This is a genomic window from Bacteroidota bacterium, assembly GCA_016721765.1.
In the GTDB taxonomy this organism is placed as follows: Bacteria; Bacteroidota; Bacteroidia; order UBA4408; family UBA4408; genus UBA4408.
Window position 1 is genome coordinate 532,520 of the sequence record JADKHO010000004.1, and the last position, 20,331, is coordinate 552,850.

The 20,331-nt window shown below is 32.8% G+C and carries 15 protein-coding genes and 1 tRNA gene; 3 read left to right on the plus strand and 13 right to left on the minus strand.

Annotation, left to right across the window (positions count from 1 at the left end):
* Positions 1 to 50: 50 nt before the first annotated feature.
* The 11 genes from IPP32_16405 to IPP32_16455 form a co-directional block, all read right to left on the minus strand.
* The gene (locus tag IPP32_16405; protein MBL0049666.1) at positions 51 to 899 is read right to left on the minus strand and encodes a hypothetical protein; all 849 of its coding nucleotides are present in this window, start codon (positions 897 to 899) and stop codon (positions 51 to 53) included.
* Between the two features lie 38 nt (positions 900 to 937).
* Positions 938 to 4,168: a type I restriction endonuclease subunit R gene (locus IPP32_16410; protein MBL0049667.1), complete on the minus strand. Its 3,231-nt coding sequence runs from the start codon at positions 4,166 to 4,168 to the stop codon at positions 938 to 940.
* Between the two features lie 7 nt (positions 4,169 to 4,175).
* The gene (locus tag IPP32_16415; GenBank protein ID MBL0049668.1) at positions 4,176 to 5,144 is read right to left on the minus strand and encodes a DUF3883 domain-containing protein; all 969 of its coding nucleotides are present in this window, start codon (positions 5,142 to 5,144) and stop codon (positions 4,176 to 4,178) included.
* 9 nt (positions 5,145 to 5,153) lie between these two features.
* Positions 5,154 to 5,594, minus strand: a complete 441-nt coding sequence (locus IPP32_16420) for a hypothetical protein (GenBank protein MBL0049669.1) — start codon at positions 5,592 to 5,594, stop codon at positions 5,154 to 5,156.
* A gap of 219 nt (positions 5,595 to 5,813) precedes the next feature.
* Complete coding sequence (locus tag IPP32_16425; GenBank protein ID MBL0049670.1) at positions 5,814 to 7,493, minus strand: putative DNA binding domain-containing protein; 1,680 nt, start codon at positions 7,491 to 7,493, stop codon at positions 5,814 to 5,816.
* A 69-nt stretch (positions 7,494 to 7,562) separates the two neighbouring features.
* Positions 7,563 to 9,356: a DUF262 domain-containing protein gene (locus IPP32_16430; protein ID MBL0049671.1), complete on the minus strand. Its 1,794-nt coding sequence runs from the start codon at positions 9,354 to 9,356 to the stop codon at positions 7,563 to 7,565.
* A 28-nt stretch (positions 9,357 to 9,384) separates the two neighbouring features.
* Complete coding sequence (locus tag IPP32_16435) at positions 9,385 to 10,803, minus strand: hypothetical protein (GenBank protein ID MBL0049672.1); 1,419 nt, start codon at positions 10,801 to 10,803, stop codon at positions 9,385 to 9,387.
* Between the two features lie 57 nt (positions 10,804 to 10,860).
* A complete protein-coding gene (locus IPP32_16440; GenBank protein ID MBL0049673.1) occupies positions 10,861 to 11,442 on the minus strand; it encodes a hypothetical protein in 582 nt (193 codons plus the stop codon).
* A gap of 193 nt (positions 11,443 to 11,635) precedes the next feature.
* On the minus strand, positions 11,636 to 12,820 hold the full coding sequence (locus IPP32_16445) for a restriction endonuclease subunit S (protein ID MBL0049674.1): 1,185 nt from the start codon (positions 12,818 to 12,820) through the stop codon (positions 11,636 to 11,638).
* Positions 12,817 to 14,388, minus strand: coding sequence for an SAM-dependent DNA methyltransferase (locus IPP32_16450; GenBank protein MBL0049675.1), 1,572 nt, complete (start codon positions 14,386 to 14,388; stop codon positions 12,817 to 12,819). The genes IPP32_16445 and IPP32_16450 overlap by 4 nt, the downstream gene beginning before the upstream one ends.
* A 999-nt stretch (positions 14,389 to 15,387) precedes the next feature.
* Positions 15,388 to 15,475 (minus strand) — tRNA-Ile (locus IPP32_16455).
* A gap of 395 nt (positions 15,476 to 15,870) precedes the next feature.
* Between IPP32_16455 and IPP32_16460 the strand changes: the two genes are divergently transcribed.
* The 3 genes from IPP32_16460 (at position 15,871) to IPP32_16470 (ending at position 17,328) form a co-directional block, all read left to right on the plus strand.
* Entirely contained in the window at positions 15,871 to 16,158 is a 288-nt protein-coding gene (locus IPP32_16460; protein ID MBL0049676.1) for a helix-turn-helix domain-containing protein, read from the plus strand.
* Positions 16,159 to 16,463: 305 nt separating this feature from the next.
* Positions 16,464 to 16,964 (plus strand): hypothetical protein, encoded by a 501-nt coding sequence (locus IPP32_16465; protein ID MBL0049677.1) that lies wholly within the window; start codon positions 16,464 to 16,466, stop codon positions 16,962 to 16,964.
* Positions 16,939 to 17,328, plus strand: coding sequence for a hypothetical protein (locus IPP32_16470; protein MBL0049678.1), 390 nt, complete (start codon positions 16,939 to 16,941; stop codon positions 17,326 to 17,328). The genes IPP32_16465 and IPP32_16470 overlap by 26 nt, the downstream gene beginning before the upstream one ends.
* A gap of 294 nt (positions 17,329 to 17,622) precedes the next feature.
* Here the strand turns inward: IPP32_16470 and IPP32_16475 are convergent, their stop codons facing one another.
* Positions 17,623 to 18,840, minus strand: coding sequence for a site-specific integrase (locus tag IPP32_16475; protein ID MBL0049679.1), 1,218 nt, complete (start codon positions 18,838 to 18,840; stop codon positions 17,623 to 17,625).
* 288 nt (positions 18,841 to 19,128) lie between these two features.
* Positions 19,129 to 19,770 carry a hypothetical protein gene (locus IPP32_16480; protein MBL0049680.1) on the minus strand — a complete coding sequence of 214 codons (642 nt, stop codon included), beginning with the start codon at positions 19,768 to 19,770 and terminating at the stop codon, positions 19,129 to 19,131.
* Positions 19,771 to 20,331 lie beyond the last annotated feature (561 nt).

The following is a 20,331-nucleotide window of genomic DNA, read 5'->3' on the forward strand; positions in this document are numbered from 1 at the left end:
ATATGCTTCTTTATGGGTTGGGAATCCCAAGGGGTATCCCAATATTTTCATTATTTATCAATCTCTTTGTTTATTGCGGTTACAATTTCTGGGCGATTTAATTTCTCAAAAAACTCTTTTACAAATCTCAAATCCTTTTTCAATTCTGAATCTGTTGTTTTGAAAGGGCTCCTTACTTTCTTGTAAATTGTGGTGTTTTCGATTTTTGTATTGCCCAATTCTTTTCCAATGAGAAACCTTGCAAACCTTGCTTTTTCTGTTTGGTCACAGTTTTTAATATTCGCAAATTCGAATAAATAATGAATGGCTATTATTTGCCTCGAAGTAGTAAATTCTTTTCTATACTTTTTAGCCTGGTCATCATCTGATGAAGTGACCTCTTCAGCTATTTCTTCATTATTGCTTATTTCGGATACTTTATTACCCCTAAGTCTGTTTTCAATACTTTCAATACTTTCGTTATTACCAATTTCGAAAGGGAATGTCTTGGTTAAAGTCTTGTCGAGTGCATAGTATTTTGCCAAATATTTAACTGTATCGACTTCATTTAATGAGAGTAATTCCATATTAAGATTTTCAGTCAATCGAGCTGCTTCTATTTTTGCATCTTGAAGTTTTAATTGAATAAAGTTTTTTAACGGAGACTCGTAATCATTAAAGCATTCCCTGTAATAAGTTTGCAGTCTCTCGAAATAATAATCGTTATAATTTGTTTCACCAATTCTTAAATTTCTATAAGAATTGAATTCTTCTAACATCCTATCCCTTTCCTTTCTAAACCTCACTTCTCTCTTCTCATCAACATCTGGTTTTAAAACTTTTATAAACCTTGCAATGTTTTCGTTTATGAATTTTAAATACGTTTCTTCATAAATTTTATCGTAATCGACTTTATCCATAATGTAGTTGAAGTATTAACGAGAAATTTTAACTTTATTTATTCTGATATTATTGAATCAGCGAACAATTCAGCTTGTTTTAAAACGGTATCAATTGCTTTTTGTTGTTTGTCTGGAGGGTATCCGTATTTTGTTAATGTTCGCTTTACTAATACCATTAACTTGGCTCTCGCACTCTCTCTAATTGTCCAATCAATAGTAGCATTTGCTCGCACTTTGTCAGCAATTTCTCTAGCAATTTCTTTAAGGGTATCATCACCCAGTACAGTTACCGCACTATCATTAATCTCAAGAGCATTGTAAAACGCAACCTCATCATTGGTTAATCCTAGCTTTTCTCCTTCCTTATCAGCCTCCTTAATTTGCTTGGCAATGTTGATTAACTCCTGAATTATTTCTGCTGTAGTAAGTAAATTGTTTTGATATTTTTTAATTGAAGCCTCTAGCATTTCCAATAACTTTTTGCTCTTAACTAAATTGGTCTTTGCCCTTGTTTTTAATTCATCATTCAATATCTTTTTCAGCAATTCAATGGCAAGGTTCTTATGCTTCATGCCTTTTACCTCGTGCAAAAACTCATCTGATAAAATGGATATTTCCGGCTTCTCCATGCCAGCCGCTTCAAAAATATCAATCACCTTATCACTACTTAAAGCTTCATCCACTATTTGCTTAATGGCAGTTTCAATTTGAAATCCGGTTCTGCCCTTTCCTGATGGTGTATCAAATTTTACCAACCTAGCTTTTACAGCTTGAAAAAACGCAACGTCCGGCAAATGAGCTTGAACTTCTTCTCTGGTTATACAGAGCGAAAGCGCTTGACTCAACAAACTAACTTCCCTAATAAATCTCTCCTTACCCTCCTGTAATCCTAGTATGTGCTCTTCTGCTTGTAAAATAATTGAGAGCTTTTCTCTTGAATCAACGGTAAAAAATCTACGATAATTAAATTTAAAACTGTTCTTATAATAAGATTCAGGCTCCTCGGCAACAATGTCATTTTGTGTTTTACTTTCTTCATTAAAGAACTGCTGCACAATTTCAATTTTCTCTAAAAATACTTCCACTGCCTTTGCAATATTTTCTGCCGGATCACCTTTTCCTCCTGCTTCACCGTAAAAAGAAAGTGCTTTCTTTAAATCCGTGCCTATGCCTAAATAATCAACAATCAAACCTCCAGGCTTATCTTTAAACACCCTATTAACTCTAGCAATAGCTTGCATTAAGTTATGTCCGCGCATTGGCTTATCAATATACATTGTATTTAGGCAAGGTGCATCAAAACCAGTAAGCCACATATCACGCACAATCACAATTTTTAATTCATCAGCAGGGTCTTTCATCCTTTCGGACAAATACCTTCGCTCTTGTTTTGAAGTATTGTGTTTTGAAATTTCAGGCCCATCGGCACTGCTTGATGTCATTACTACTTTTATAACCCCTTTACTTAAATCATCATTGTGCCAATTGGGACGCAGAGCAATTATTTCTTTGTAAATATTTGCTGCAATTCTTCTACTCATAGCAACTACCAATGCCTTGCCATCAAATACAGTTTGGCGTTTTTCATAATGAGTAACAATATCGTTTGCTAAATTTTTGATTCTTTGCTCACTGCCAATAATAGCTTCTAACTTTGTCCATTTAGCTTTTGCTTTTTGCTTTTCCGAAATATCTTCATCCTGTTCCAATTCACTTTCGAAAGCCTCAATTAAAAACTTGCCTTCTTCATCCAAATTTACTTTAGCCAATCGGCTTTCGTAAAATATTTTTACTGTCGCACCATCCGTAACAGCATCCTTTATATCGTAGCGGTCAATGTAATTACCAAAAACTTGTGGTGTATTTACATCTGTTCCTTCAATTGGAGTACCAGTAAATCCAATATAAGTTGCATTGGGCAAAGCATCTCGCATGTATTTTGCAAAGCCAAAGGCAATTCTTTTTCCAATAACTTCCTTGGTTTCTTTGTCTTTTACATCAACAAATTTTGCTTCAAAACCATATTGAGTTCTATGCGCTTCATCGGCAATTACGACAACATTTTTTCTATCACTTAATTGGTCGTAAACCGAATTAAAACCTTCAGGCATAAATTTTTGAATGGTAGTAAACACAATTCCACCACTGGCCACTCGCAATAATTCCTTTAAATGTTCCCGATTTTCGGCTTGTACCGGTTCTTGGCGGAGCAATTGCATGGATGCGGCAAACGTGTCAAACAGCTGGTCATCTAAATCATTTCTATCAGTAATAACTACAATAGTTGGATTATTCATTTCAGGTGCAGTAATTAATTTTCCTGAATAAAAAACCATACTCAAGCTTTTTCCTGAACCTTGAGTGTGCCATACTACCCCACCCCTTTTATCACCATTTACACCGGAAGCAATTATAGATGATTGCACCGCCTTATTAACGGCATAATATTGATGATAAGCTGCGAGTTTCTTTTCAGTTTGTATTTGAATTAATCCGGTTTTTGTATCCTCTTTTTTAGTCTTTTCGAATACTATAAAATTACGCACTAAATCAAGCAAGGTAGCAGGCTGCATCATACCTTGCAACAAAATATCCAATTGCGGCTTAAATCTGGATGCTTCCTTTAATCCATCAGCTGTTTTCCATGTCATGTAACGACTCATATCTGCGGAAACGCTTCCGGCTTTGCACTCTAAACCATCTGATATAATACAAATGGCATTGAATGTAAATAAGCTGGGAATTATGGCTTTGTAGGTTTGTAATTGCTTGAAAGCACTTAGCATACTCGCGTTTTCATCGCTTGCATTTTTAAGTTCAATAACAACTAGAGGTAAGCCATTCACAAAGAGCAATACATCAGGCCTCTTGTTCTGATTATTCTCGATAATAGTGTATTGATTTACTACTAAGAATTGGTTGTTCCTTATATTCTCAAAATCTATTAGAGCAACCTCATGGCTGCGTTCATAGCCATTTTGCTGATATGGTATTTTAACTTTCTCAACTAAAAGTTTATGAAACTCTTCATTATTATGGAGTAATACCGGAGAATAAATGCGCAAAACACTTTGCAGTGCAGCCTCTTGCGCATCAGCCGGAATATGCGGATTAATTTTAGCAATTGCATTACGCAATCGGGTAATTAAAATAATCTGCTGATAATTGTCACGTTCACAAAACAAGCCTTCTGGCGAAAGCTCCCTTCCATTGGCATATTCCCATCCCTGAGCTTTAAGCAGCTCAATTGCGGATTCTTCGATTATGTTTTCGGTGATGGGTTTCATTCGTTTTTCAGATTACCTTTTTCAATCGGAGTGCTGCGCTTACTCTTTTAATTGGTGGATTTAAAACAGACTTATCATTTGCTACCCAGATGCTTCCCTTTTTTTGATATTTGAAAACTCTAATTATTGGATTATTTGATAAAACTTCATTGGCAACAAATAGATGGTAGTTTTGTGAACATTTATTGAATGCTTTAAATTCATTAGGGGTGAGCTCCACATTAAGTTCTGCCCCGCTCTGCCCCTTAACTTCAATATTTATTTTAAAAGTATCCGTTTTTACCTCTAAGTCCCATCCCTTCTTTTCTGACTCAACTGATTTTATATTTTTCATTCCACCATATCTTTTTGCATAAAATTGCTTAGCAAAATTGACTGCTGTTTGCTCAACTAATAGCCGTTTTTCAATATCTGGTTGAAAGGCAATTCCCTCAATTAGTTTGCTTTTTGTTGCAACCTTTTCAATCTTTCCATTATTAGCTATGTAATTTTTTAAAGCAACAAGGAGTTTTGCTTTTTTTGGATGCAAGGCAATGTAATAAAGAGAACTTCTTCCAAATGTTTTAGGTAATTTAAAAATCCTATCATCCTCTTCTATTAGATGTATATTTTTAAAATTGGTTACAGCATGATAGTAACTACCATAACGATTTGATTGTGAAGTTTCATACAATCGAGATTTTCGATACCACCCCACCACCCTCATTATTCTCTCGGTTGGATGAGTAGCGCAAAAAACTACTGTCACATTTTCTAGATATTCTCTGTTTAAAGTTTTATCGAGATTTTTTAGTGAAAGACTTGAAATAAATGGAAAATTACCAAATACTTTTCCATCCCTATTCTTGAAATTATAGATTTCCCCTCCAGTCTTATTCTTTAAAATATATTTGGCTCCCGAACGAGGAATGTCAATATTCGCTCTACCTTCATAATATTTCATCCAAGCTGTTCTACAAAGAATTATTTTTTCCATAGGGTCCGTTTAAATAAAATGACAATCTCTGGCAAAATAAGATAACTTCTTATTTGCATTTATTTCTTCCTTTGTTTTGATAGTGCATAAAATCAATTCACCTTTAAAAACAAATGGCTTTTCATCTAAATAATTTACAGACCACAATTCTCCGCTATCCGGGCTTGAACAAACTGCACCTTGTACTATATCTAAGTAGTTTTTTCGCCTTGCAAAAATATCATCAACTATAATTATCAAATCATTTTGATGTTCTTTAATAAAATTGAATAGATGTAGCGGGCTTTCAATCATTTCAAGAAGGAAATATTGTCGTAACTTCTTTATTGCATTTTGAAAATATGACAGATTTGCCGGATTACTTATTTCTGTGATAACGATAGGGTTCCTTCTATCTAAAAGATTGGGTATGCTATTAAATTTATCCTCTTTTGTGATTTTTCCTTTCATTCTAGGATTTTTCGGCATTTGAATCAATTACTAAAGTTCTGATAAACATAACATTACATCAAACTGCGGTTTTCAAAGCAAATAAAAATTATTCCAATCCTAATTACAAATCGGCCTAGAGATAAGAAATCTTTTGTCATTCCTTATTCTTAATTCTACATAATTTAACACAATATAGATTTAATTAGCTGATAATGTGAAGCATTAGAGTCTTCTATGTTATTTTTCTATTTCGTTTCTATTTTTTTTTGCCAACCAGTACTTTCTATATGTTTTGTCTGGAGAGTGCTCTAAAATTGATGCTTTTACCAATTTATAGACTGTTTTTCGAACATCTTCTATAGCAACATCTCCTATTTTAGCGTGTAATTCTTGCATTGAGAGCTTAGGATTTAATTTTAAAGTTTCCTCAATTAGAGCTTTTAAACGGGGAACCTCAATTACCTTCAATGTAGGCTTTATGTTGATTTTTGAATTGGCTATTAATTTAGGATTTACTAGGTATTCAGTACCCTTTTTTATACCCCTACTAACCAAAATTGCTTGCTCTAACAGTTTACCAACATAAGAACGCAAACGATCTTCGTCAGTTAATTGCAGTTCTTTAGTTAGCTGAGTAGTAAGTATTTTTTTATGCCTCGCAACAATACCTAAAACTATAAACTCTCTTTGAGATAATTGATAGTTCTTTGAAATAAAATCAAGAAGCAATAGGGCCTCTGCATCCAAAATTTTTGAAGATTGAGTGACGGTGGTAGAATTAAAATCTGAGATTGGAACAGGAAATGCTTTTGCATCTCTGCTTGTTATTTCATAGATAAGATTGTAGCCAGTTCCTTCACCCTCCATCAATTCAAGGTCATGTAATACCCTAATCAAATGGGGGTTCCTGCGACTTGTTGAATGTAAAATATTAAATTTCGTGATGCCTAATGGTAAACCACCCGGATTTGAAATCTCCAAACGGTCTTGAAATACTTTAATAAAAATATCACCAGATATCGTATAACTCTTGTGAGCAATCGCATTTAGCAATAATTCCCTTATTACTCTTTCATCATAATGCCTAATTTGTTTTCGGAATAAACCTTGAGGAAACTCATCAAAGTAAGTTAACTCAATAGATTGTTTTTCTATATCCAACAATAGGTCTTTAGGGTTTTGGAAATTGTCATGCCAATCAATTTTTCTTACTTTATTTTCAAGTTCATCATAAACAATATACTGAACAGTAAGTGGGTAAACCAAGCGACTCCTTTGAGCTGGTGTGCCTAACCATAATACTCCAAGATTAGTTAACTGGTTTTTATGAAACAAATTATAATGTTCCGCAATTTCTAAATCTGTTAATTCTTTTATTGGAGCTTTCACCCTTCTGGATTTTCTGATTTCTCCTGCAAACCATTCTAGTTTATCAGATGGAATCTGATTGAGTATAACTCCTCGAGGTTGCAATTCCCATTGGAATGCATCCTTTTCATTAGCCAAACGGTGGATGTCTTCACTTCGAGCTGCCTGACATTGATCGCCAATGCGTATGTAAATCTTACCATCGGCAGAAGTTGCAATTGATTTTAGAGATGGATGAACAACAATATCAAAATAATGGCTGCCATTACTATGGGTTTCAATTTCACCTGCAGCTAGACCAACATTAAAACATAAAGAACGTAACCGAGTTATTGTTGTATTTAAAATTTCATCTGTTATAATCTGACCTTTAGGGGGTTCTTTTTCTTTATCTTCTATGCCAATCACAATAACTCCACCTTGCGCATTTGCTAGGCAAACACAAGTAACTGCTAAGTCTCTTAAGCCTTCAGAGCTATATTTGCCATCAGCATTAATCACTTTACGAAGGCTCTTGTATTCTTTTACAATGGTTTCAGTTAATGACATTTTAATTATGAATTATATCTTTCCAAACTTTTATTACTCAAAAAAAATTACAACCAGTTTCAATTGCTCTTATACCAAAATAGGTTCATGTTTATTAATAGCTTCCTTAACATCAATTTCAAGCAACTCGCCGACTTCACTAAAAAACCATTTCCATCTGTCTGTTATAGAATCAAGATTCCATTGCTGAGTATATTTTTTTACTTCGAAATCTTGTACAATTTGCTGAGTGATTTCAAAAGCTGTAATCTTTTCATCCTTGTTATCGTACTTTCCTTTTCCTTTATAAACTTCCATTTTCACTTTAAAAGGATTGTTGCTAGCTTCAATATTTTTTGCTCCACCTAACAGGGTAAGATTACCTGCACTATTCAACCATTTTGCAGAAACATCTTTAGTAATATGATTCCACTCTGAAAATTTCTCGTACTTAACAGGTAAAATATGTTCAAGATGCAAATCTTGGTCTAAATCAATAAATGATGTTTTACTGTTATCAGTGGCGTTGTATTCCATCATTAGTAATAATGGTTTACACCATGCCTCTGATGCAATTTGCTCTGAGGTTAAATTGTAAACCGCAAGCGTGAGGATATTTTCTTTATTTAGTTTGTCAGTGAGTTCTGTTTTTATTTCATCAATTTTTTTCTTCTCCTTTACCCATTTAATTAAATTAAATGATGTTTGCTTTATTTGAGAAAGTGTTTTTCCTGCTATCCAATACAAGTAATAAAAACGCCTGAGTTCCTTTTTCAATTGGTCAAACTCTTCATAATTGGTGTGTAGAGCTGTGAGTAGAATACTCTTCCAATACATATTCCACCGGATATACCAAAAGGAATAAATTACTTTGTCTTTTCCTTCATAAATAATTGTATAATAAGTGTTGGCGAACTTTTTTATGTCTGCAATTACTTCATTTGGGTCTGTATATTCAAACGCATCTTGCAATTCATCGTACAAAGATTTTTTCGGGTTTTGACCCAAGATGTGATACTCATAAATGATAAACAAGTCGTTTAGGCTTATGTCGCAAGCTTTAATTGTTTGCTCCATGTCTCGCCAATCTGCTATAAATTGTTCTTCTTTGACTTTGGAAGTATCTGAGTCTCCTTTATACTTCGAATAAAGTTTTTCAAGCAGATAACTTTTGATTAAATCGGCTGCAGTCAAATCCATTCCTCTGTCGTTTAATACTTGAAAGAGTTTTATTGCAAACTCACGATTCTTGCATTCAATCCGAATTATTTTTACTTGATTGAATAAATAGTTTATCAATTCTTCGGATTGTTCTTTACCAATCTCAATTAATTTTTCTTTGAAAATTACGGCTGTGTTTACGAATTTATATTTTGGTTCCTCATCAGTTCTTATTTGATATTTGTATGGTTTAGTTAAAACGGATGTGTTGCCATCAACAATAATATTTTCAAAATCACTCAGGTGTTGGCTGTGAGTAAATAGTTTTAATCGTTTTGATTTACCAAAAAGTGAAATGGAAGATGAAATTGTGTCCATGTCAACTGCAAATGGATTATCTTCTGTTTTTCCTTCATTAATATTGGGATAAAGGTCTCTGATTACGCAAAAGAGAATCATTAATGTTGTAAGACGTTGCTGACCGTCAACAACATCTACATAAGCGGACTTTTCATTATCTCTTGGTTTTGCAGTAATTATAGAGCCCAAAAAATAATTGTCTTCTTTATTTTCAAAAGCATCAAAAATATCTTCCCACAGTTTTTCAACTTGTTCATCTTCCCATTTATATGGGCGTTGGTACTGAGGAATTTTATACAAAGAATCTTTGTTTCCAAATAATGCACCAATTGATAGGCTAAGAGGTTTAAATGGTTCTTCCATATTTATAGTTTCTTAATTAAATGTAATTTTAATCCAAATACTCATTCAACTTACTCATAACAAAAATCTCAAAATCCTTTACTACTTCAACTTTAATCTTTGATAAGTCCAGGTATTTTGAAAGATAATAATTCACTACTTTATCTTCAGGGTTTATAATAATAATTTTTTTCAATTTGCTGGAGTGTCTTTGTAATAAACGATTAAAATGGTCTTCGTTTCCTTTCCATCCAATAAGATAAAGTTCTTCAATATTACGCATACTATGCTCCATTGCCATAAAATGGTCATAAGGCATAACCATTTCGTCCTTATCTCTGTATGGTAATAATAGAGCCGGAAGAAATACATCATTGCTAATTTTAGGGATTATTTGAAGAAGATTTTTATTAATAGTGAAGCGACCTTTGTTATTCTTATCATTTGCCCATTCAAGCCCCCATGAATTTTGAGCTATGATTTCATCTAATTCTCCTAACATCTGAAAATAAATTTGATAGGGCTCAATTTTCTGATTATACAACGAATCAGCAATTGTCTCTTTTGTATTGTTGTGTAACATTTTTGATTTAAACTTCCAACCCCAATTGCAAGAACCGTGTGGCTTAAACAACAATACATTTCGCTCATTCCAATTTATGTAATCGTTCATATTTGTATAATGAGCCTGAAATATTTGAGAAGTAAAATCATCCAAAATAGTATCGTAATTGAAGGACACAAAAGCTATTCTTTCAGCAGAATTAGATGAAACATGCTTTTGTAATTTATTTACTAAAAGGCTGTACAAATTATTTCGATAATGTTTTGTTGTAACTTCTTTTGAAACTTCAGTAAATAAATCTTGCATGTAATACTGGAGGTTTATATGCCGATTAGCAACTTGAGGGTTGTAAAAAGTTTTGTAATCCTGCCATTCAGCTTCAAGGCATTCCTCAATGTCTTTATTCATTGATTCAAATAACGGAGTGGAAATTCTTGCTGCTGGATATTTACTAATAAAGGAACTATACCTTTCATCAAAAATATCGATACCTGATGGAGGGTTTAGGGGTGATTGCTTGAATGTCTTTCCGCTTTCACCAAATACGCAATGGCTTGATGCAGCTGCTCCAAAAACGAACATTCTTTTAAACTCTTGGTCGCTAGAGTAAGACTGATTATTAAATTTTATTTCTTTACCGAATGACTCTGTTTTAACATATTTAATTACATTAATATCGCAAATTTCCCGCCCTAACTGCTGATATTTTTCTAAGGTTTTTTCTTCCGGTTTCAGATTTTTAACGGTTTTAATCTTATCGTTTTGTACAATAAAAAACCGGTCAGGGTAATCATAGAGTTCCCAAATAGTACCGAAATATATTTCACCAAAATAAGTGATGAAGTATGCGGGAGTATTATAATATGTCGACCATTCAGGAGGTATTTGGATTTTATTCTTCATCAATTAAAATTACTTGAAATATCATTGTTCCATTTTCTCAATAGTAATTTATTTTTCTCAATCTGATTTTAAAACGATTCTAAAAGGTGCAAGATTTTTACTTTTTATTATCATAATTGAATCACTATCTTTTTTTTCTTCGAATTCCGATTTTCTTTCCTCTTTCTCTATGCCTTCTCCTTTATTAATGTATGGGTATCCTTTATAAATTGCGTTTCCATCAATCGTCTCAGGAAGCTTGTATTCTTTAGGAATTTGGCAAAATAAAACATGAAAGGGCTTCATATTGAAAGCTTGCAATTGATTAAAGGTGATTAATGGATTTCTCCAATTTCTTCTTTGAGAAACTCGTATATTTCTTATTACTGTGGCTTCCACAATTGATAATCCAAACTGACTATTGCCCAAATTGCTGTTTACGCTGCCTCCATTGTAAAGGAGATATAAGGGAAAGGCTCCTTCCGAATTTGAAGCTCTTAATAGCTTGTAAAATTGTGCATTAACTGACCAATTTTTAATATCCTTATATTTTCCCTCATAGTTCATAATTTTTGCCTGGAGCATAAAAAAATGGTAACGCCCAGTTCCATTGTCTTCGATAAATAAATCAATGTCTGCGCCTCTTATTGATTCATTCACATCCTCATTGAATGCGTAAACCTCACAATTTGCAGGTCTTCCATTGTAAATTGAACTATTCTATATATTAAGTCATTAGTAAAGCCTAATTCGGATCCCTTTAGTCCATATTTGAAAACATCTGACAAGTAATTCCAAACAGTCTGTTCATACCATTTAATAACTGGACAAATTGGAGTCATCTCTGAATGGGTTAATTATTTATTCTCACCTCACCATTCATCAACTTTGGCAAAAGTGTATCACGTAGTTTTGTAAGAGTCGTGATTTGTTTAGTGTTTGACTTTATTTTTTCAATGGCCGTTTCACACCAATTGATTGTCTCTTTTAAGATAGAATCTGACGGGACATTAACCTTTAAATCTCTTAATTGGTCAAAAGTTATTTGAGGAAATGTTCCAGATCTTGACTCGGCCAATAATTGCAGCCACTCAATAGTTTGAGAATTTATCAAATAGAAATAAATGAATGCTTGGCTCAAAACATTTTTAGAACGAAGAACCATAAGCTTAGTTGATACAACATAATTTTCTGAATCAAAATCTACGAAAGCATATCTTCCATTTGCAGGTCTGATTTCGCTAAATAAAATATCATTCTTTTTAATTGACTTCTTTGCTTGACCGGGCAAAGATTTTACGTCAACAGGCTCGTGAACTAATACTTCGCCCAACTCTATATCAGATGTATTTAGAAAAACTATTTTTTCAGATGGAAATTTGTGAGTGAGTGAAACACTCTCAATTAAATTGCCTAATAATAATTGTTGCTCTGATTGTTCTTCTGCTTCTTCAACGAACCACTGCCTGAAAAGAGTTTCGGATAATTTCTCAATCGTTTTGTTTTGACGGTTTAGTAAATCAATTTTATCATCTAAGCTGCTAAGAATTTCAGAAATAATATTTTGTTCTTTAATGTGAGGAATTAAAATTTCCACCTTTTTAAAATCCTTTAAAACAATTCTTGGAACTCCTGTTCCAGAAACAAAATTTGAAATTATATAACTGTTTATTCTAGGATTTTTAATGGAGTAAACAACAAAGTCAGGATTAACTAGTTCTTTTTTAGGTCTTAAAATAGCTATTGATGACAATAGAACATAATCAGGTTTTTGATTGACTCGAAATACATGCTTTAATACTGAACCATCCTTTGCAATTAGAATATCATCAATTTCTGGTTTACAACCTTGACCAATCAGAAAGTTAAAATCGATTTCAGAAATCGTTTTACAATTTGAATAATCAAAACCAAATTCTTGCATGTCTTTAACTGAAAACATTGGAAAGCCACCCTTAAATTCTTTAGGACTCAAATGAGAGCCATCGGTAATCTTCAAACAAACATCTTCTAGACATATTTCTTTCCATTCCATCATACGAATGTTGCTGTTTTGATTTTAGAAATATTGTTCTTTATCCGCTTATTCAGATTATCCTCTTCGGCAATTTGCTTTTCTAATTCTATATTTAATGAGGAGAATCTTTCTTCAAAATTAAAATCATCTTCATCATCGGGTAAGCCAACAAATCTTCCTGGTGTGACGGTATAGTTTAATTCAATTACTTCTTTAATGCTAACACTCTTGCAAAATCCCTGAACATCTTCATAAGTTTTATTGCTAAGTTTCCAAACATTATAAATGCTTGCTACTTTGGCAATATCATCATCTGTAAATTCAAGATTTTTTCTTGTTTTTAAAAAGCCAAGATTACGGGCATCAATAAAAAGGATTTCTTTTTTTCTTTTCTGCTTGCTGCGATTTAAAAACCAAAGACATGCTGGAATACCAGTGTTGAGAAATAATTTTGAAGGAAGATTTACAATGCAATCCACCAAATCATTTTCAATTAATGCTTTTCTTATTTCTCCTTCATTACTTGTTTTGGTAGTCAGCGAGCCTTTTGCTAAAACAAATCCTGCTTTTCCATTTGCGGCTGTATGAAAAAGGAAATGCTGAATCCATGCGTAGTTTGCATTTCCAGCGGGTGGTACTCCATAAACCCATCGTGCATCTTTTTGTAAGAGTTCACCACTCCAGTCACTGTCGTTGAATGGTGGGTTGGCAATAATGTAATCGGCTTTCAAGTCTTTATGTGCATCATTCAAAAAACTTCCTTCGTTGTTCCACCTCACATTGCTGCTGTCAATTCCTCGTATGGCAAGATTCATTTTTGCCAAGCGCCATGTAGTTTGATTGCTCTCCTGTCCATAAATAGAAATATGGTCGGCAGGGTTGAGTGATAACTTTTTTCCGTTATTTTTTTTGTAATGGTCTTGGTGATGCTTTATGAATTTTTCAGATTGAACAAACATTCCACCACTTCCGCAACATGGGTCAAATACTCTGCCTTCATAAGGCTCTAACATTTCAACCAATAATTTTACAACACTTGCCGGAGTATAAAACTGTCCGCCCTTTTTTCCTTCGGCCAAAGCAAACTCACCAAGAAAATATTCAAATACTCTACCCAATAAATCTTTGCTTTGGGCTTCCTTTGTTCCAAGTGTTGCGGTACCCACTAAATTTACTAATCCACCTAAGCTTGCTTTATCTAGTTTTTCCTGAGCAAAAACTTTTGGCAGCACACCTTTCAATGAAGGATTATCTTTTTCAATAGCATCCATTGCATCATCCACATCCTTGCCAATGGTTGGCAGGGTTGCCCTACCTTGTATCCATTTCCACCTTGAAGATGCTGGAACATAAAAAACTTTTTCGGCTGTATATTCATTTTTGTCTTCGGGGTCAGCTCCTTCAATAATTTGGGAAGTGAGTTGCTGAAATAATTCTTCAAAGGCATCCGAAATATATTTAAGGAAAATTAAACCCAACACCACATGCTTGTATTCGGCCGCATCCATGTTCTTACGGAGCTTGTCGGCCGCTTTCCAGAGTTTCTTTTCTAAGGGTTCCTCAACAAGTTCTTTTTTTGATTTTGCCATTAATTAGTTATATCTTCTAAAGTTTTATTAGTATTCTATTCAGCTAGGCATTTTCTTAAAGGGAGTTGGCCCAAGAAGGAAGCATAGGTAGAATATTTAGGAAGCCTAAGATAGTATTTTACTTGAAAGTCTCAAATACCGAAAAAGCCTTTTATTTTTTGGGGTAAACCAAAGTAAAATAAATCAAATTGTCAATCAGTATTTCTACCTAGATGATGGATAATAATTAAACACAAAAACCTTCTCATTATGATGAATGAAAAAGAGGATTCAAAAGCCAATCGCACTGCTGATAATTCGCCCGTGCTATAAATGGAACAGCTTTCAAAAGATGATTTGTCTGTTCTTAGCAATTCTGAGATAACTATTTTAAAAGCAATACGCTCCGAAAAGTATGTTAATATTGAGATACGCTTTAAATAAAAAAAGCCATTTGTCTGCATAGTCAGGGAAGAGACTAAATTTCATGTTGAAGCAAGGTTATACCAGATACTGCGACCGCGAATCAATGAAAAAATTGAGATAGTGACCAGTCAAGGGAATTTAACTCATTCTGCAAGAATTAGTAGAATACTATTGTAATACTAAGAATTATTGAAGCTTCTAATCTATTTTTGGTAACTATATACGTGTTGCAGCAAAGATAATTTTTAATACTTTTAAATAAAATTAAAAATCCCGATGAACAAGGAAGAAGCTGAAAAAATTTGACGAGATTAAATCTAAATATTTTGGTGCGGATTTATCATACAGACCACCAAATAAAGGCTTTAGAAAGATAAGCAATTTTTACTTAATTCATAATTTGAAGGATAAGAATTCTGACATTGATACCCATAATGTCCTAGTTCAAATCGGGTGGGAAGGACAGGATATTTTTTATGACTACGATGGATTTATGAAGGCTTTTAAAATTGCTGATTAATTGGTGACAGTATACGATTAAACTACAGAAATTATAAAAAATCGAAAAGCCCTTAGTTCAAACTAAGGGCTTTTCTAATAGGAGAGGGATTCGAACCCCCGGAACATCGAAACGTTCAGTTGTTTATAAGACAACCGTAATAGACCGCTAACCATCCTTCCATAAGTGGAATCTTTAATGTCTTTATATTTCAAAATTACTAAATGAATTTTTATTTTCAAAATTTTTCTTCGACTTAATGGTACATTTAGATTCTCTAATGGCTTAAAATTCAGGCTTTCTACTTCAAAAAATCGTTTAAACTGATGATTGTTTTTATAACAATCCGAATTTAGAGATTATGCCAAAAGATTTTCACCGAAGTAAATGGGTAATTTTCTATCGTAAGTCAAATCATTCAAGCTCCTGTTCTTATCCATAGGAAGAAGTACCAAACCACCAAACTTACTCCTGTTTTTATCAGGGTAATGCATATCTTTAAAATTTAAATCAATAATTCTTAAACCTCAAATCTGATTTTTATTCAATAATTATTTTTAATTCAAATATTGAAGCAAATGGAAAAGCAAAGCATCGTACTCTACTCTATACCTATTGATGAACTTATTACAATGATAAGAGAAAATGTAAGACTAGAATTGCAAAATTATAAACCAGCTGTATCTGAAGAAGAGGAATTAATAGATTCAAAAGAAGCGTGTAAAATTCTAGGAATTTCTCTTGTAACTCTTCATTTTTGGCGAATTGATGGGAAAGTAAAATACTATAGAATTAGTACACGAATAAGGTTCAAGAGGAAGGAGTTGATGGAAGCTTTGGAAACTTGCTGGAGGTATAAGAGATAAGTTTTATTAAGAACTTGTACGTTCATAAAAACTTTCTTTTTAAGATTTCTTAGTAAAGTAACTTTAATATCAAGAAAAAGCAGATCTTCGAATAAATAAACAATATTAACCGCATGTTGTAAATAAATAAGGTAATTGTGTAACAAATAGACCTTATACAAGAACTAATTTTAGACAATATTTAGAACAAGATCAAGTTATTGATGTTCTATGTAACCTAACTTATAGAATTAAAGTTAAAACTAGAACTAGAGAAACGAATTAAATTATATATTTGTTTTTTTAATTAGAACATATCTACTTCAATGCCAACACTTACTAAAATATCTGCTACTTCTAATTGGGGTTCATCCTCACCAAAAGACGGCTTATTTACAAGTGATTTTGTAATTGATGCCTATATTAAGGGGAAAAGTGATGGAATTGGACAAAAAGAAAAGCTTATTCAAGAAAAGTTTAGTACTAATTTAAAAAAATTAAGTACAAATACTTCTGAATTAATTACTTTTTTAAAATCCAAAAAGATTCCCGTTACAGATGTTTTCCTAAAAGTTAATTCATGGTCAACCTTTAATCTATTGGTTATTGTTCCTCGCAAGGATTTTACATCATCTAAAGTTACTTCTGTATATAATTATATTTCTGACTTGGAAGTAAAAGAAGAAAATGATTTATTTCGTTTTCAAATATCTATATTAAGTGCGGGAGACAAAATAAACACAGGCAGTATTAATGCAGATGGATTTAGATTAAAATATAATTCCAAACCACCAAAAAAAGTTGAAGAAGGCACACGCAATTCATAATGAAGAATTATGTGAGTTCCTTCTGCAATCCAAAAAATTTAATGATTGGGTAGTTACCGCTGCCTTTTATTCTGCCCTGCATTACGTTCATAATGAATTGTTTCCTAGAAAAGAGGGAAGTGTAACCTATCAGTGCTTTGAAGATTATTTTAATTCTGTAATGAAATCTCCTTCTAGAACCCTATCAAAACATGCTGCAACAATCAGATTAGTGGATCAGCATTTTAGGCCAATTAATGCTCAATACCGATGGTTGCATGACAATTGCATGACTACACGATACAATAATTATATTGTGGATGACCGGACAGCACAGGAAGCGAAACGCTATTTATTAAAAATTAAGTCAGAGATGATAAAGTAATTTTTTGCCTATAAAAGTTCACGCACGAAGCCGTTAACCAGAGTACAGGTGAATATGTGAGAGGCGAAGTTCACAGCAATACAATAGGGAATTTTTGGAGTGTTTTCAAACGCTGCATTTAAGATACTTAAAAGCTACGTTATTATTGAATTATAGCGTTTTTGGCTTGGTGTCAAGTAATATATAGATGCCAAAAACAATTATCATACACTTTACGCAGAAAGTTCTACCTGGGGTGAAAAATTCATTCTAGAGCTGATAAGAGAATAAGAACCAAGCTTTCTCTTTTGAAAATTATATAAGAATATTTCGACTTGCCTTATCCAATTCCTTATTTCCAAAGCTATCTAAATAGATTTGTGTTGTCTTCTCACTGTCGTGTCCCAATAGCTCGCTGATAATTGAGGTAGATTGTCCATTGCGCTTAAGAATTGTTGCAAATGAATGTCTTGCTACATAGGTTGTAAGGTTAAAATCAATTTTAGCATTGGTGGCAATTACCTTTAAATCCTTATTCGTTGCCTTATTCAATTTTTCAATTCTATTGTCAATTTGTGTCGCAGTGATGTGCTTTTCATTACTGAGAATTGGGAAAACGTAATTCTCAACACTAGCACCGGTAAATGGTTTGTAATAATTAAGAATTTTAATTGCGGGAGCTAAGACCTCTAAGTCAAAATTCTTCCTTGTTTTTGAACGAGTATAAATCAGTCTTTCCTTCTTTATATCCGACCATTTAAGTTTAGCCATATCCGTAAAATTCATTCCCCTGGTGTAAAAGCTGAAAAGAAAATAGTTCTTCGAATCGTATTCATGAGTTCCAGCTTTAATTTTGAGAGCAATTATTTTATTCATTTGCTCCTTGGTAAGAGCTCTTTTAATAGTTGTTGTATCCAATTTCGAAATTTTATATTCGTTAAAAGGATAGTATTGCTTATCGCAATATCCCTCTTGAATTGCTTGATTAAAAACCGCTCTCAGGGTTCGCATATAAACGCTAATTGAATTTGTACTTACACCTCTTGATAAAAAGCTCCCTTCATATTTTTTTAAAAATGATTCATCAATATCCCGGAAGCTTAAATCCTGCCCATTTCTATATTTAGACAAAGCTCTTTTACAGTCTTTATAGGCATTGGCATTGCCGATTCTGTTTATGCTTTCAAGCCCTGCTGTGATCTCATCAATGAATTGAAAAACTGTAATTTTTTTAGAAGATCCCTTGATAACCTTTTTTAGCTGATTTGCAGAGTAGCCGGTATCTTTACTTTCAAGACCTAAAACCGCCTTCTCTGCATCATTTTTCAATTTAGTCAGATAGAATCGCAGCTCAAACTGATTGGGGTGCTTTTTATTGGGCTGCTCATTTTTAGCATCCCAAAATTCTGGTTTGCAGTAATAACCAGTAAAGGAGAAAGATGCTTTTTTATCTTTTATTGTCCGGAGAACAATTGGAGATTCACCATTTTTCTTTTGTTTTGCAGTACGGAGTAGGATTTTAATTGATGCCATAGTTTAATAATTGGGTACAACATAGGTACAACTTTTATGCCAATAATCAATAAAATACAATAAGTAGCAATAAATGTAAAGCAGTTAATTTATTGAATTACAATAAAATATAAAAATCAATAAATAACAATAAAGGACTGACCAGTTCCTTCTAAGCAGTAGGTCGCGCGTTCGAATCGCGCCGGGATCACAAGGGTTTCACAAGCTTCAAATTCTCTGGTTTAAACATGGTTTAAACAAACCATTAAAACAAGTCACTATTCGAAAAGATAAAAATCCTTAATAACCTTATAGATTTTTATAAAGTCTAAGAAGCTTCTCTTCAAGTTTATACCCCTGGTCAAAACAATACTCCATGAGTGAAATTTCATGATTCAGGTAAGCCTTATCTTTTAATAGATTTAAATAATGATTTGGCTCTCTTGAGATTAGTGAGATTGTAACTTCTTGTTTCCCATTTTGAATCTCATGGTATATTTTATCTACATAAAACATGTTACAATCACATTTCGGTTTTACGAATGAAAAGGAGAAACTTTCTCCGAATTTTGGCATGACATCCAAACCCATGTTAAAATAGCAGCTATTTCCCCAATATTCAAATGACAACGAATACAGTTGTTGGTTTGGTAAGGAAAATAGTTCCGGACGATCGAAATTCAAATCCATAATGTCCTCATAAATTGTTTTAATTTGCATGCTGAAAGAAGAATAACTAATTCCTAACTTCTTTGCTACCTCACCAAGTGAAGAAAACCGCTCCTCTTCCTCATGGTTTTGTTTATAATTTATCAACCATCTCAATAAATCCTTATATGGCTCATTATCCGCTTTTAATAATTTGGTGTAACAGGGGAAGTGCAACAAGGCGAAAAAATAATCGCTTGTTGTTGCCTTGAAATCAATTGTTGGGTTAGATTTAGTTTTCATATTTTATATAGTATTTGAATATGAAATAATATAGGCAGCATGATATTCTCTATATATTTTGAACTATATATCAGATTGATAAAATCTGGAGGGTATCACTCATATATTATTACTCCCTAAAATAAATATCAATTTTATATTCCAGCGCAGTTAATTTCATATTAATAATAATTGCCAGTAATTAATTTAAATATTCCCTTTATATATGATTTTCCGGGAATTCTTGGGAAATCCTGAGAATTCCCGAGATTGTTATTATTTGATTTAGCAAGTGAAATATTCTACCCCAAATTAATTATGGTTAATATCAAGCGGTTTGTATTTTACCTTTTTATATATTTAAATAGATATAAATAGATAATATGAAACTTATTGCAAAAAAAGATGCCCAATTTATATCACATGAAAAATATTTAGTAGAAGAAGATGCATCTTATTTGTTTTCTGATGGTATTGCTGATACATTTAATGAATAAAATAAGTAACATAATTTCCGAAAATTTCGAGGGATTATTAGTTCAGCTTCATGGCTTTTGACTTGATTTAATATTATGAGAAATT

What these genes read in the sequence shown, in the direction of transcription:
- IPP32_16460 (MBL0049676.1), top strand. Translation starts at nt 15,871, where the DNA reads ATGGAAAAGCAAAGCATCGTACTCTACTCTATACCTATTGATGAACTT.
- IPP32_16415 (MBL0049668.1), bottom strand. Translation starts at nt 5,144, where the DNA reads ATGGAAAAAATAATTCTTTGTAGAACAGCTTGGATGAAATATTATGAA.
- IPP32_16465 (MBL0049677.1), top strand. Translation starts at nt 16,464, where the DNA reads ATGCCAACACTTACTAAAATATCTGCTACTTCTAATTGGGGTTCATCC.
- IPP32_16445 (MBL0049674.1), bottom strand. Translation starts at nt 12,820, where the DNA reads ATGATGGAATGGAAAGAAATATGTCTAGAAGATGTTTGTTTGAAGATT.
- IPP32_16425 (MBL0049670.1), bottom strand. Translation starts at nt 7,493, where the DNA reads ATGTCATTAACTGAAACCATTGTAAAAGAATACAAGAGCCTTCGTAAA.
- IPP32_16450 (MBL0049675.1), bottom strand. Translation starts at nt 14,388, where the DNA reads ATGGCAAAATCAAAAAAAGAACTTGTTGAGGAACCCTTAGAAAAGAAA.
- IPP32_16405 (MBL0049666.1), bottom strand. Translation starts at nt 899, where the DNA reads ATGGATAAAGTCGATTACGATAAAATTTATGAAGAAACGTATTTAAAA.
- IPP32_16480 (MBL0049680.1), bottom strand. Translation starts at nt 19,770, where the DNA reads ATGAAAACTAAATCTAACCCAACAATTGATTTCAAGGCAACAACAAGC.
- IPP32_16435 (MBL0049672.1), bottom strand. Translation starts at nt 10,803, where the DNA reads ATGAAGAATAAAATCCAAATACCTCCTGAATGGTCGACATATTATAAT.
- IPP32_16430 (MBL0049671.1), bottom strand. Translation starts at nt 9,356, where the DNA reads ATGGAAGAACCATTTAAACCTCTTAGCCTATCAATTGGTGCATTATTT.
- IPP32_16475 (MBL0049679.1), bottom strand. Translation starts at nt 18,840, where the DNA reads ATGGCATCAATTAAAATCCTACTCCGTACTGCAAAACAAAAGAAAAAT.
- IPP32_16410 (MBL0049667.1), bottom strand. Translation starts at nt 4,168, where the DNA reads ATGAAACCCATCACCGAAAACATAATCGAAGAATCCGCAATTGAGCTG.
- IPP32_16420 (MBL0049669.1), bottom strand. Translation starts at nt 5,594, where the DNA reads ATGAAAGGAAAAATCACAAAAGAGGATAAATTTAATAGCATACCCAAT.